The following is a 12,982-nucleotide window of genomic DNA, read 5'->3' on the forward strand; positions in this document are numbered from 1 at the left end:
CTTACGGACGATTGCGCCGACCGCAAGCCGCTTCGATCACTGCACCTCCGATGCCCGGGCGCGGAAGAAGGCCTTCAGCGACACCTTGTCGATCTTCTCCGTGCCCAGCCGGGGCAGCGGATCGGGCGAAATCCAGATGTGCGCGGGCACCTTGAAGGCGGCGATCCGCCCCTTCAGCCAGTGGCAGAGCGCATCGCCGGTGATGTCGGCATCCTCCGCCAGATGGACCACCGCGCCCGGCACCTCGCCGAAACGCTCGTCCGGCAGGCCGAACACGGCCGCTTCCGCCACGGCTTCGTTGGCGTAGAGCGCGGCTTCCACCTCGACGCAGCTGATGTTCTCGCCTCCGCGGATGATGATGTCCTTCTTCCGGTCGACGATGAAGACATAACCGTCCTCGTCCATGCGCCCCAGGTCGCCGGTCCGGAAGAAGCCGTCGGGCGTGATCGCCGCCGCCGTCGCGGCCTCGTCGCCGATGTAGCGGTCGAAGTTGGCGATCGACCGGAAACAGATCTCCCCCAGGCTCCCGGTCGGCAGCGGCCGGCCGTCGTCGTCCAGGATGGCGACCTCCACGATCGGCTTCAGCGCGCGCCCCGTGCTGTCGGGCTTGTTGAGGTAGTTCTCGCGCATGTTGGCGCAGCCGATGGCGTTGGTTTCGGTCAGGCCATATCCGATCAGCGGCTTGGCCCCGCCCATCTCCTCGTGCAGCCGGCGGACATGCTCGGCCGGGCGCGGCGCGCCGCCGGCGGCGATGTCGTTCACCGTCGACAGGTCGTAGTTGGCGCGGTTGGGATGCGTCAGGATCTCAAAACTCATCAACGGCACGCCGACGAAATAGGTGACCTTCTCGCGCTCCATCAGGCGCATGGCCTCCTCTGCATCCCACTTCGGCATCAGCACCAGCTTGCGCCCCATGGCGAAGCTCTGGAGGAACACCGGCACCATCGCGGTGACGTGGAACAACGGCACGTTGAGGAGCGTCGCCGGCTGGATGGTCGGCGCTCGTCCTTCGGACACCAGCAGCTGCAAACCCACCAGCGTGTGCGCCAGATAGCCAAAGGTCGCCTGCACGACGGCGCGGTGGTCCGACACTGCCGGCCGCGACCGTCCGGTCGATCCCGATGTGAACAGGATGGTCGCCGGATCGTCGGCCGCCACCTCGGGCAGCGGCGTGTGCTCGTCCCCGCCGGCCGCGAGCAACGGCGCCAGCGCCTCAGCGATCGGCAAGGACACATCAACCGTCACCAGCTGCGCCTCCGTCGGGTCGGCGGCGGCAAAGCGGCGGGTGCGGCCCTCGTCGGCGAACACCAGCGTGGCACCGCTGTCGGCCACCGCCTGGGCAAGCTCGGCGCTCTCCCACCACCCGTTCAGCAGCACGGCCGTGCCGCCCGCCATCAGGATCGCCATGTAGAGCACGATCCACGACGGCGCATTGCGGGCCGCGATGCCGATGCGGTCGCCCGGCCGCACGCCATGCCCCGCCACCAGTGCGCCCGCGAGGCGCCGGGCATGGGCATAGGTCTCGGCAAAGCTTAGCCGCTCCTCGCCATCGACCAGAAAGGTGGCATCGCCATGCTGGAAGCAGAAATAGGCGAAATGCTGCGGCAGCGTCGCAGGGGCCACCGCGATCACCGGATAGCTGCGGCCGTTCTTCTCGACCGTTCCGGCCGCAAGCTGTCCGCCCGGTGCCGTCAGCGCGGCCAGGATGGCGTCGATCTTCTGGTCTAGTGGCGATGGCATCGTCCCAGGCCCTCTCTCTTGGTGTTCTGTTGTGCGGGCACTATGGAGGCCTCTCGCCTTGGGGAAAAGCCTTGATCCTGAACCTTCTCGCTGACGCTACGGCAGCCGTGCGCTTTGATTCGCTTGGCTTGTCGCCCGTGGCGCTGGACCTCGGCTGGCTGCAGATTCGCTGGTATTCGCTCGCCTATCTGGCGGGGATCATCGTCGGCTGGTGGTATCTTACCCGCCTGCTGAAGGAGCCGGGCGCGCCCATGGCCCGGCGCCATGCGGATGACCTCATCTTCTGGGCCACTATCGGCATCATCGTCGGTGGGCGGCTCGCCTATGTCTTCTTCTACCGGCCGGACATCCTCGCCAATCCGCTGGAAATCCTGCGATTGTGGGAAGGCGGCATGTCCTTCCACGGCGGCGTCATCGGTGTGTCGATCGGCCTCATCTGGATGGCGCGCTCGAACGGGCTCGATTGGCTGCGCATCCACGATTACGTGGCCTGCTGCGTGCCTTTTGGCCTGTTCTTCGGCCGCCTTGCGAACTTCGTGAACGGGGAGCTTTGGGGCAGGCCGACCGACGTCGCCTGGGCCGTCATCTTCCCGCGCGCAGGGCCGGAGCCGCGGCACCCCAGCCAGCTCTACGAGGCCGGGCTGGAGGGCATCGTGCTGTTCTCCGTGCTGTGGTTCCTCTTCTGGCGCACCGATGCCCGTTATCAGCCGGGCAAGCTCGTCGGCACCTTCCTGCTCGGCTACGGCCTCAGCCGCGTGCTGGTTGAACTCGTGCGGGAGCCGGATGCCGGACTCGAGAATCTGTGGTGGGGTCTGTCCATGGGCCAGACGCTTTCCGTCCCCATGATCCTTGGTGGCATCTACCTCATCGCGACGGCAAAGGGCCGGCGTCGCCGGGTCGAGCCGATCGCCGGCACGGAGAGCGTGGCCTGAGCGAGCAGGATCCGGGCTGCGGTCACCTGCTCGAACCGCTGATCCGCGCGTCCGGGCCGATCCCGCTCGCCACCTTCATGGGTGCGGCGAACGCCCATTATTACGCCACCCGCGATCCGCTTGGTGCCGAGGGTGACTTCACCACCGCGCCGGAGATCAGCCAGATGTTCGGGGAGCTCGTCGGCCTGGCGCTCGCCGATCTGTGGCACCGCGCCGGTCGCCCGCCGGTGCATTATGTCGAACTCGGCCCCGGCCGCGGCACCCTTGCCGCCGACGCGCTGCGCGCCATGGCGAGCGCGGGCCTGCGCCCGGCCGTGCACTTCGTGGAGACCAGCCCGGCATTGCGCGCGCGTCAGGCGGCTGCGGTGCCCGCCGCGAGCTTCCACGACGGTCTGGCGACGGTGCCTGCCGACGCCGCCTGGCTCGTGGTTGCCAACGAGTTCTTCGACGCACTTCCCATCCGTCAGCTCGTCCGCACGCCGGATGGCTGGCAGGAGCGCAAGGTCGTGGCGCACGGCGACCTGTTCCTCCCGCTCAGCCATGGGCCGGTGCTCGACGGGCTAGTGCCGGAGCATCTGGCGGATGCGCCGATCGGCAGCATTCTTGAAAGCGCGCCCGCCTCGGTCGCGATCGTCAGGACGCTCGCCAAGGTGCTGGCGGCGCGCGGCGGCGCGGCGCTTGTAATCGACTATGGCTATGAAGGCCCGGCTGTCGGCGACACGCTGCAGGCCGTCAGCCGTCACCGCTTCGCCAATCCTTATGAAGCGCCGGGCACCCGCGATCTCACCGCGCATGTCGATTTCGCCACGCTGGCGGAGGCGGCGGCGGCCGAAGGCGTCCGCACGTCCGGGCCGGTGCCCCAGGGCGTCTGGCTCGAACGGCTCGGCATCGCTCAACGCGCGATCGCGCTGTCGGCGGGCAGTCCGGCGCGCTCGGCGGAGATCGCGGCGGCGCGGGACCGGCTGGTCGGCGCGGGAGAAATGGGGACGCTCTTCAAGGCGCTGGCGCTCTCCGCCTCCACCTGGCCGGAGCCGGCGGGCTTTGCCGCATGATCCACTACCGCGATGCGACGCCGGCCGATGCCGGGACCTTTGCCGCTGCCGCGCGCACCAGCTTTACCGAGACGTTCGGGCATCTCTACCGGCCACAGGATCTTTCAACCTTCCTCACCGGCTGGTCGGACGACGCCTACCGCGCGGAGCTGGAGGATCCCCGCTTCCGCATCCGCCTCGCGCTCGATGGCGACCGGGTGGCGGGCTTTGCCAAGCTCGGGCCGCCCGACCTTCCGGTGGAGCCGCGCGCGGCCCAGCTCTGGCAGCTCTACGTCCTGCGTCCGTGGCAGGGCACGGAGGTTGCACCCGCACTCATGGATTGGGCGCTCACGTCTGCACGCGCGGAGGGCCATCCGTGCCTCCATCTGTCCGTCTTCGTCGACAACCACCGCGCCCGCCGCTTCTACGCCCGCTACGGCGCCTTCGATGTCGGGCGCTACGACTTCCCGGTGGGCGACCAGATCGACGAGGATCGCATCCTCAGGATCGACCTGTGACCCTGCCCGTGCCGATCCGCAGCGCCATGCTGGCATCCGTGCCGCATGGCTTCCTCGGGCGTGAGGGCGGGGTGTCGACCGGCCTCGTCGCCGGCCTGAACGTCGGGCTCGGCACCGCCGACGATCCGGCCGCCGTTGCCGAGAACCGGCGCCGGGCGGTGGCCGCGGTGATGCCGGGCGCGCGACTCGTCACGCTCTACCAGGTCCATTCCGCCGACGCCGTGGTCGTGGACGCGCCCTTTGCGGACGACGCGCGGCCGCGGGCGGACGCGCTCGTCACAGATCGGCCCGGCCTTCTTCTCGGCATCCTCACCGCCGATTGCGCGCCCGTGCTCCTCGCCGATGTGGAGGCGGGCGTGGTCGGGGCGGCCCATGCCGGCTGGCGCGGGGCGGCCGGCGGCGTGGTGGAAGCGACGGTCGCGCGCATGGTCTCGCTGGGCGCACGGCCGGACCGCATCGCCGCCGCCATCGGTCCGGCGATCGCCCAGCCCTCCTACGAGGTCGACGACGCCTTCCGCGCCAACCTGCTCGCCATCGGCCACGATGCCGACCGCTTCTTCGCCCCCGGCGCGGCGCCCCGACGATTTCAGTTCGACCTGGAAGCCTATGTCGCCGCCCGCCTCCGCGCCGCCGGCGTCGGCAGGATCGACGCGCTGTCGACCGACACCTATTCCGATCCCGCGCGTTTCTTCAGCTTTAGGCGGGCGACGCACGGGGCGGAGCCGGATTATGGCCGCCAGATCGCCTTGATCGGTTTGACCGGAGGAGGCCGGACGCTCCCATGACGCACTGGACGCTCTACGGCGTGCCCGGCTGGGGCTCGACGATCGCCGCCGGTGCGCTCGCCTGGGTGGGCGAGCCCGTCGAGTTCGTCGACGTCAAGGGCTTCGACCATCCCGGCCCGGCGCGGGAGCGTCTCGACAAGGTAAATCCGCTCGCACGCGTCCCGACGCTGGTCGCGCCCGACGGCACCATCTTCACCGAAAGCGCGGCCATCATCCTCTCGCTTGGCGATCGTCACCCAGCCAGCGGGCTTGTCCCCGCTGCCGACGATCCGCGCCGCGCCGCCTTTCTCAACCGGCTGATGTGGCTGGTGTCGGTAGTCTACCCCACCTTCACCTACCGCGACTATCCGGAGCGCTGGGCGCCGCTCGCCGCCGGGCAGCTGCGCGACCGCGTCGATGCCTTTCGCCAGTCGCTGTGGCGCGGGTTTGATGCGGATCTCGCCGCGGGTGACTGGGTGCTGCCGGGCGATGCGCCGACGGCCCTCGACCTCTATGTGGGGGTCATGACTCACTGGCGCCCCGGCCGCGACTGGTTCGCGCGCGAAACGCCCGCGCTGCTCGCCATTGCAGAACGGACGCAAGCGCTTCCTGCCCTCGCCCCCATATTCGCCAAGAACTTTCAATCCGGAGCAGACTCGTGACCGACAACAGCACCACCGAAACCGAGGCCGACATGACCGGCGTCACGCCGCGTCGGCGCCCGCGCGCGCACATCGACACGATCGGCGACCGCAAGCTCAGCCCGGCGACGCTGATGATGGGCCATGGCTATGATCCCATGCTGTCGGAAGGCTCGCTGAAGCCGCCGATCTTCTTGACCTCCACCTTCGTGTTCGAGAACGCGGCCGCCGGGAAGCGCCATTTCGAAGGCGTCACCGGCAAGCGTCCGGGTGGCGCCGAGGGCCTTGTCTATTCGCGCTTCAACGGCCCCAATCAGGAGATCCTTGAGGACCGCCTCGGCCTGTGGGAGGAGGCGGAGGACGCCCTCACCTTCTCGTCCGGCATGTCCGCCATCGCCACGCTGTTCCTGGCGCTGGTCCGCCCTGGCGACACCATTGTCCACTCGGGTCCGCTCTATGCCGCTACCGAGACGCTGATCGCAAAGGTGCTCGGCCGCTTCGGCATCCACTGGCTCGATTTCCCCGCCGGTGCGACGCGCGAGGAGATCGACGAGGTGCTGTCCAAGGCCAATGCCGGCCGCGTGGCGCTCATCTACCTCGAAAGCCCGGCCAACCCAACCAACGCGCTCGTCGACGTGGAGGCGGTTCGCGCCAGCCGCGACGCCATCTTCGGCACCGGCCCGGATGCGCCGCCGATCGCCATCGACAACACCTTCCTCGGCCCGCTCTGGCACAAGCCGCTGAAGCATGGCGCCGACCTCGTCGTCTACAGCCTCACCAAATATGCCGGCGGCCACAGCGATCTGGTCGCAGGCGGCCTGCTCGGCGACAAGGCGCTGATCAACACCGTGCGGTCGATGCGCAACACGATCGGCACCATCACCGATCCCAACACCGCCTGGATGCTGCTGCGCTCGCTGGAAACGCTGGAACTCCGCATGACCCGCGCCGGCGAGAATGCCGCCAAGGTCTGCGAATTCCTCGCCCAGCATCCGAAGGTGGAGCATGTCGGCTATCTCGGCTTCCTGGAACGCGGCGACAATGCACGCCAGGCCGACATCTATCGCCGCCACTGCACGGGCGCCGGCTCCACCTTCTCGCTCTACCTGAAGGGCGGTGAGGCGGAGGCGTTCGCTTTCCTCGACGCCTTGAAGATCGCCAAGCTCGCCGTCAGCCTCGGCGGAACCGAAACGCTCGCCAGCGCGCCGGCGGCGATGACCCACCTGTCCGTGCCCGACGCCCGGAAACGAGCGCTCGGCATCACCGACAATCTGGTCCGCATCTCCATCGGCGTTGAGGACGCGGGCGATCTCATCGCGGACTTCGATCAGGCCCTCGCCACTGCATGATCGGTTCGCCGCACGTGAAGGGCGGCTTGCCGGGGCTGCAGTTATGCGGCACGGACGATCCAGCATGAGCCAGGCCGCCGACTACACAGAGGATCAGGATGCGGGCGGACGCCGCATCAGGTTTCGCGGCGATCTGACCATCGCGCTGATGGGCGACCTGCCGAAACGGCTGAACGATGCGCAGGCCGACAGCGTCGACCTCAGCGACGTCGGGCGGATGGACACGATCGGCGCGTGGATCGTCCACCGCCTGGTCGCTGGCGACACCGGCCGCGTGTCCGGCGCCCGGCCGGAGTTCAAGCGCCTGATCGACGGGGTCGGCGACGCCGACCAGCATGTCGAGATGCGGCCCGACCGCACGTCGCCCTTCATCCGGGTGCTGGACGAGATCGGCGCCGCGGTATCGGTGGCCGGCCGCACGCTGGTCGGGCTGCTCGCCTTCTTCGGCGCGCTGCTCGTCTCGGCGGGCCACCTGATCCGCCATCCGTCCCGCTTCCGCTGGAATGCGGTGGTCACCCGGTTTGAAACGGTGGGCGTCGCCGCGCTCGGCATCATCGGGCTGATGAGCTTCCTGATCGGCATCGTCATCGCACAGCAAGGTGCCGTGCAGCTCCGCCAGTTCGGTGCGGAGGTCTTCACCATCAACCTCGTCGGTCGCCTCACCATCCGCGAACTCGGCCCGCTGATGACGGCCATCATGGTCGCCGGCCGCTCGGGCAGCGCCTTCGCCGCGCAGCTCGGCACGATGAAGCTGACCGAAGAGATCGATGCCATGCGCACGATCGGCGTCTCTCCGATGGAGGCGCTGGTCCTTCCGCGTGTCCTGGCGGCGGTCATCCTGATGCCGCTCCTGTCCTTTTATTCCATGATCATCGCGATCATCGGCGGGGGCTTTCTCGCCTGGACTTCGCTCGGCATTCCGCCGGTCACCTTCATCCAGCGCATCCAGGAAGTGGTGCCGATCACCGATCTCTGGGTCGGGCTCCTGAAGGCACCGGTGTTCGGCGCCATCATCGCGCTCAGCGGCTGCTTTCAGGGCATGCAGGTCGAAGGAAATGCCGAGGAGGTCGGCCTGCGCACCACCTCCGCGGTCGTCCAGGGCATCTTCCTTGTCATCGTGCTCGACGCCTTCTTCGCCGTCGCCTTCACCTGGGTGGGCTGGATATGAGCGAGTTTTCGGCCACCGCGCCGCACGTCCGGGATCTCGACGCAGAGGACAGCGACGATGTCGTGATCCGCGTCCGCGGTCTGCGGAACGCCTTTGGCGACAGCGTCATCCACGACAATCTCGATCTGGACGTCCGCCGGGGCGAGATCCTGGGCGTCGTCGGCGGCTCCGGAACGGGCAAGTCCGTGCTGATGCGCTCGATCATCGGGCTGCAGACGCCCACCGAAGGCGAGATCGAGGTGTTCGGCCAGCCGACCGTCGGCCGCAGCCTTGAGGAGACGCTGAACATCCGGCGGCGCTGGGGCGTGCTGTTCCAGGGTGGCGCGCTCTTCTCGACGCTCACCGTGGCGGAAAACGTCCAGGTGCCGCTGCGCGAATTCTACCCGGAGATCACGGGCGACCTGCTCGACGACATCGCCTCCTACAAGGTGGTGATGACCGGCCTGCCGCCTGATGCCGGCCCGAAATATCCATCGGAACTGTCCGGCGGCATGAAGAAGCGTGCCGGCCTGGCCCGCGCGCTCGCGCTTGACCCCGAACTCCTCTTCCTGGACGAGCCCACCGCCGGCCTCGATCCGATCGGCGCCGCCCGCTTTGACGAGCTCACCCGCTCGCTCACCGACACGCTCGGCCTCACCGTGTTCCTGATCACGCACGATCTCGACACGCTTTACGCCATCTGTGACCGGGTGGCGGTGCTGGCCGACAAGAAGGTGATCGCGATCGGCACGATCGACGAGCTGCTGGCGCTGGATCACGAGTGGATCCAGGAATATTTCAACGGGCCGCGCGGGCGGACGGCGATCGCCGCTCAGGACAAGATCAAGGCGGATGCCGGCACGCTCGCGCCGACGCGCGCGGATGCGGTCGACACCGCGCAGGAAACGGTGGGTGTTCGCGACCGTTCGGGCGGCAACGAAGCGGCCGAGCGCAACGGCATCGAAGGCGGCGGCGGCACGGTCCGCCCGCGCGACGAGGAAGCGGAAGGCATGAGGCGCTAGCATGGAAACCCGGTCAAACAACGTCCTGGTCGGCGCCGTCACGCTGATCCTGCTGGCGGGCGTCGTGATCTTCGCGATCTGGCTCGCCAACCTGTCGGGCACCCGCACCAAGGACTACGACATCTTCTTCCGCACGTCGGTTGAAGGCTTGGCGAAGGGATCCACCGTCACCTTCTCCGGCGTTCCCTCGGGTCAGGTCGAATCGATCGGGCTCTGGGCCAACAATCCGGAGCTGGTGCGCGTGCGGATCGCCGTCCGCGACGATCTGCCCGTCCTTCAGGGCACCACCGCGCAGATTCAGAGCAGCTTTACCGGCACCAGCACGATCCAGCTCGCCGGCGCCCGCCAGGGGGCGCCGGCCATCGATGTTCCCGGTCCTGCCGGCGTGCCCGTCATCCCGACGCGTCCCGGCGCGCTCGGCGAGCTTCTGAACAGCGCACCGCAGCTTCTGGAGCGGTTGACCACCCTGACGGAGCGGCTGACGGGGCTGCTGTCCGACCGCAACCAGGCGTCGATCGCGGGCATCCTCGACAACACCAATCGCCTGACCGACGCTCTCGCCGATCGCGGGCCGGAGATCGCGGCGACCCTCGCGCAGACGCGCGTCGCCATTCAGCAGGCGGGCGACGCGGCCGAGCAGATCGGGCAGCTGGCGGCCACCACCAACAGCGTGCTGGATGAGGATACGCGGCCGCTGATTCGGGAGCTGCAGCGCACCGTTTCGCAGTCGGCCAGCACGTTCGACAACCTCAACGCGGCGATCAACGACGCGCGGCCCGGCCTTCAGGCCTTCTCGCAGCGCACGATCCCCGAAGCCGGGCTGCTCGTGCGTGACCTTCGCGAGACGACGGAGGCGCTCAGCGCGATCGCCGACCGCGTGAACAATGGCGGCGCCAGCTCGCTGATCGGCCGTCAGCGCCTTCCCGATTACGAACCCAAGTGAGGACTCCGCCCATGATCCGCCAGGCGCTCATCCTTGCGACCGCCTTGTCGCTGTCGGCCTGCATCAGCTTCGGCGCGGATCCGCCCGACAGCCTTCTCAACCTGACCGCCACCGCGCAGGTCGCGCCGGGCCGGACCAACACCGCCGCGTCGGCGCAGACCGTCACTGTGCTGGTGCCCACGGTTCCGCAGACGATCGCGACGCAGCGCGTTCCCGTCAGTACCGTCGACGGCACCGTGGCCTATGTGAAGGATGCGCAGTGGGTGGAGGCGCCCAACCGCCTGTTCCAGCGCCTGCTGTCGGAGACGATCGAGGCGCAGACCGGCCGCACCGTGCTCACGCCCCGTCAGTTCGATTTCGATCCCGGCACGCGCCTGTCCGGCGAACTGCAGCGCTTCGGCATCGATGCGGCGACGGGCGATGCGGTCGTGACCTACGACGCCGTCATCTCCGTGGCGCAGGGCAGCGGTGAGAACAGCGTGCGGACCCGCCGGTTCGAGGCGCGGGTGCCGGTCGCTCCCGTCGAGGCACTGCCCGTCGGCGCCGCGCTCAACCAGGCCGCCAACCGCGTCGCCGCTGAAGTCGCCAGCTGGATCGACGAGCAATCGCGCGGCTAAGTCGCTGATCGTCGCGGCGGAGCGGGGGTCGTGCGAACCGCACCTCCGCTCCGGCGCGTGGATGTCCGGCTTACCCCTTCTTCAAGGCATCCGGCTTGTGCGCGGCCTCGCCGCCATTGTCTGACTTCACGAGATACTGCGGGTCGTCCTTCGACGCGCGCACCTGATGGCCCTTCACCTTGGTGTCGCTCGTCAGCTTCTTTTCGACTTCGCCGTGCGCTTCGCCGCCATGCGACTTCCAGCTGACCTTGTCGCCCTTCTTCAAGTCGGCCATCGCGTGTCCTTCCTTTGTTGAACAGGAGCAACGTTTTGCCCCCTCAGAAGATGCGTGCCGCCGTTCTGACCGGCCCCGGCGCTGTCCGCGTCGATCAGGTCGATCGGCCCGTGCCCGGCCCCGGCCAGGTGCGCGTCCGGCTGGAAGGTTGCGGCGTCTGCGCATCCAACCTTACGCCGTGGGAAGGGCCGGACTGGATGACCTTTCCCACCGCTCCCGGCGCGCTGGGGCATGAAGGCTGGGGCCGAGTGGAGGCGATCGGCACCGACGTGGCGGACCTTTCGCCCGGCGACCGCGTCGCGATCCTGTCGGGCCACGCCTTTGCCGATACCGACATCGCCGCCGCGGACCAACTCGTCCGCCTGCCCCACAGCTTCGGCGATACGCCCTTCCCTGCCGAGCCGATCGGCTGCGCGTTCAACATCTTCCGGCGCAGCGACATCCAGCCGGGTCAGACCGTCGCGATCCTCGGCATCGGCTTTCTTGGTGCCATCCTGACGCGGCTCGCCACCGATGCGGGTGCGCGCGTCATCGCGATCTCGCGCCGCCCTTTCTCGCTCGATCTCGCACGGCGCTACGGCGCGGCCGAAACGATCGCGATGGAGGATCACTGGGCGATCATCGACCGGGTCAAGACGCTGACCGACGGCCGCTTCTGCGACCGCGTGATCGAGGCCGTGGGCAAGCAATGGCCGCTCGATCTGGCGGCGGAGCTGACGACGGAGGGTGGTCGCCTCGTCATCGCCGGCTATCACCAGGACGGTCCTCGCCAGGTCAACATGCAGCTGTGGAACTGGCGCGGGTTCGACGTGGTGAACGCGCATGAGCGCGATCCCGCCGTCTCGCGTCGCGGCATGGAGGAAGCGGTCGCCGCCGTCGCCTCCGGCCGGCTTGACGTCGCCCCCCTCCTTACCCACCGCTACCCGCTCGACCGCCTCGGCGATGCGCTCGATGCGACCCGCGATCGCCCTGACGGCTTTGTGAAGGCGATGGTGATGATGGACGGGGACGCACGGTGACCGGCCTTCGCCTCGGCTTCCTCGGCACCGGCTGGATCGGCCGTCACCGCATGGCGGCGATCGTCGACAATGGCTTGGCCGATGTGATTGCCATCTCCGATCCGTCGGACGAGATGCAGCTGGAGGCCCTCGCCATCGCGCCCGCGGCAGCGGTGGTCGCCGATCTCGACCGCATGCTCGCGCTCGACCTCGACGGCATCGTCATCGCCACGCCCAGCGCGCTTCATGCCGCCCAGACCATCCAGGCGCTCGACGCCGGCGTCGCCGTGTTCTGCCAGAAGCCGCTCGGACGCAGCGCGGAGGAGGTGGACGCCGTCCTTGCCGCCGCCCGGCGCGCGGATCGGCTGCTGCACGTCGACCTCTCGTACCGCCACACCGCCGCGATGCAGGCGATCGCCGACCGCATCCGCTCGGGCGGGCTGGGACGGCCCCAGCTGGTCGAGCTCGTCTTCCACAACGCCTACGGTCCCGACAAGGCGTGGTTCTACGATCCCGCGCTGTCGGGCGGCGGTTGCGTGATGGACCTGGGCGTCCACCTCATCGACCTTGCGCTCTGGACGCTCGGCTGGCCGGCGGTGGAGGAGGTGCGCGCGCATCTGTTCGCGGGCGGTGCGCCGCTCGGTGATCGCACGGACGTGGTGGAGGATCTCGCCACCGCCTCCCTCACGCTTGAAGGCGGCACCGTCGTCACGCTTGCCTGTTCCTGGCGCCTCCATGCCGGCGAAGAGGCCGCCATCGCGGCGCGCTTCTACGGCACCGATGGTGGTGCCGGCATGTCCAACGTCGCCGGCTCGTTCTTCGATTTCGAGGGGCACTGGCATCGCGGCACCGCGCGAGAGGTGCTGAGCGTGCCGCCGGATGCATGGGGCGGGCGCGCGGCCGTCGCCTGGGCCGAGCGGCTGGCCAGCGATCCGCGCTACGATCCGGCGGCGGACCGCTACCGCGACACCGCCCGCGCGCTGGACCGCATCTACGGGCGCTGACG

Annotated in this window: 14 protein-coding genes; 12 read left to right on the plus strand and 2 right to left on the minus strand. The window is 68.8% G+C overall.

Features of this window, described 5'->3' with window-relative positions; translation table 11 throughout:
* Nucleotides 1-36: 36 nt before the first annotated feature.
* Complete coding sequence (locus tag GGR88_RS07000) at nucleotides 37-1,740, minus strand: class I adenylate-forming enzyme family protein (RefSeq protein WP_167953838.1); 1,704 nt, start codon at nucleotides 1,738-1,740, stop codon at nucleotides 37-39.
* Nucleotides 1,741-1,811: 71 nt separating this feature from the next.
* On the opposite strand from GGR88_RS07000, the gene lgt reads away from it, so the two are divergent.
* The 10 genes from lgt (at nucleotide 1,812) to GGR88_RS07050 (ending at nucleotide 10,704) form a co-directional block, all read left to right on the plus strand.
* Complete coding sequence (gene lgt / locus GGR88_RS07005) at nucleotides 1,812-2,672, plus strand: prolipoprotein diacylglyceryl transferase (RefSeq protein WP_209023207.1); 861 nt, start codon at nucleotides 1,812-1,814, stop codon at nucleotides 2,670-2,672.
* A 77-nt stretch (nucleotides 2,673-2,749) separates the two neighbouring features.
* Nucleotides 2,750-3,724 (plus strand): class I SAM-dependent methyltransferase, encoded by a 975-nt coding sequence (locus tag GGR88_RS07010; RefSeq protein WP_167953839.1) that lies wholly within the window; start codon nucleotides 2,750-2,752, stop codon nucleotides 3,722-3,724.
* On the plus strand, nucleotides 3,721-4,221 hold the full coding sequence (locus tag GGR88_RS07015; RefSeq protein WP_167953840.1) for a GNAT family N-acetyltransferase: 501 nt from the start codon (nucleotides 3,721-3,723) through the stop codon (nucleotides 4,219-4,221). The genes GGR88_RS07010 and GGR88_RS07015 overlap by 4 nt, the downstream gene beginning before the upstream one ends.
* A 26-nt stretch (nucleotides 4,222-4,247) precedes the next feature.
* The gene (gene pgeF / locus GGR88_RS07020) at nucleotides 4,248-5,006 is read left to right on the plus strand and encodes a peptidoglycan editing factor PgeF (RefSeq protein ID WP_167954412.1); all 759 of its coding nucleotides are present in this window, start codon (nucleotides 4,248-4,250) and stop codon (nucleotides 5,004-5,006) included.
* Entirely contained in the window at nucleotides 5,003-5,647 is a 645-nt protein-coding gene (locus GGR88_RS07025) for a glutathione S-transferase family protein (protein WP_167953841.1), read from the plus strand. The genes pgeF and GGR88_RS07025 overlap by 4 nt, the downstream gene beginning before the upstream one ends.
* A 32-nt stretch (nucleotides 5,648-5,679) precedes the next feature.
* The gene (locus GGR88_RS07030; protein WP_167954413.1) at nucleotides 5,680-6,975 is read left to right on the plus strand and encodes a cystathionine gamma-synthase family protein; all 1,296 of its coding nucleotides are present in this window, start codon (nucleotides 5,680-5,682) and stop codon (nucleotides 6,973-6,975) included.
* A gap of 64 nt (nucleotides 6,976-7,039) precedes the next feature.
* Nucleotides 7,040-8,143 (plus strand): ABC transporter permease, encoded by a 1,104-nt coding sequence (locus GGR88_RS07035; RefSeq protein WP_167953842.1) that lies wholly within the window; start codon nucleotides 7,040-7,042, stop codon nucleotides 8,141-8,143.
* Entirely contained in the window at nucleotides 8,140-9,144 is a 1,005-nt protein-coding gene (locus tag GGR88_RS07040; protein ID WP_167953843.1) for an ABC transporter ATP-binding protein, read from the plus strand. The genes GGR88_RS07035 and GGR88_RS07040 overlap by 4 nt, the downstream gene beginning before the upstream one ends.
* A 1-nt stretch (nucleotide 9,145) precedes the next feature.
* Nucleotides 9,146-10,087, plus strand: coding sequence for an MlaD family protein (locus tag GGR88_RS07045; protein ID WP_167953844.1), 942 nt, complete (start codon nucleotides 9,146-9,148; stop codon nucleotides 10,085-10,087).
* 11 nt (nucleotides 10,088-10,098) lie between these two features.
* Complete coding sequence (locus tag GGR88_RS07050) at nucleotides 10,099-10,704, plus strand: ABC-type transport auxiliary lipoprotein family protein (RefSeq protein ID WP_167953845.1); 606 nt, start codon at nucleotides 10,099-10,101, stop codon at nucleotides 10,702-10,704.
* A gap of 70 nt (nucleotides 10,705-10,774) precedes the next feature.
* Here GGR88_RS07050 and GGR88_RS07055 read toward each other — a convergent pair whose 3' ends face one another.
* Nucleotides 10,775-10,978 carry a hypervirulence associated TUDOR domain-containing protein gene (locus GGR88_RS07055; RefSeq protein WP_167953846.1) on the minus strand — a complete coding sequence of 68 codons (204 nt, stop codon included), beginning with the start codon at nucleotides 10,976-10,978 and terminating at the stop codon, nucleotides 10,775-10,777.
* Between the two features lie 50 nt (nucleotides 10,979-11,028).
* Between GGR88_RS07055 and GGR88_RS07060 the strand changes: the two genes are divergently transcribed.
* Both GGR88_RS07060 and GGR88_RS15600 read left to right on the plus strand, forming a co-directional pair.
* Nucleotides 11,029-11,997: an MDR/zinc-dependent alcohol dehydrogenase-like family protein gene (locus GGR88_RS07060; RefSeq protein WP_167953847.1), complete on the plus strand. Its 969-nt coding sequence runs from the start codon at nucleotides 11,029-11,031 to the stop codon at nucleotides 11,995-11,997.
* Nucleotides 11,994-12,980, plus strand: a complete 987-nt coding sequence (locus GGR88_RS15600) for a Gfo/Idh/MocA family protein (protein WP_167953848.1) — start codon at nucleotides 11,994-11,996, stop codon at nucleotides 12,978-12,980. Before GGR88_RS07060 ends, GGR88_RS15600 begins: the two co-directional genes overlap by 4 nt.
* Nucleotides 12,981-12,982 lie beyond the last annotated feature (2 nt).

Origin of the sequence: Sphingomonas jejuensis (assembly GCF_011927695.1) — a bacterium.
Lineage (GTDB): Bacteria > Pseudomonadota > Alphaproteobacteria > Sphingomonadales > Sphingomonadaceae > Sphingomonas_K > Sphingomonas_K jejuensis.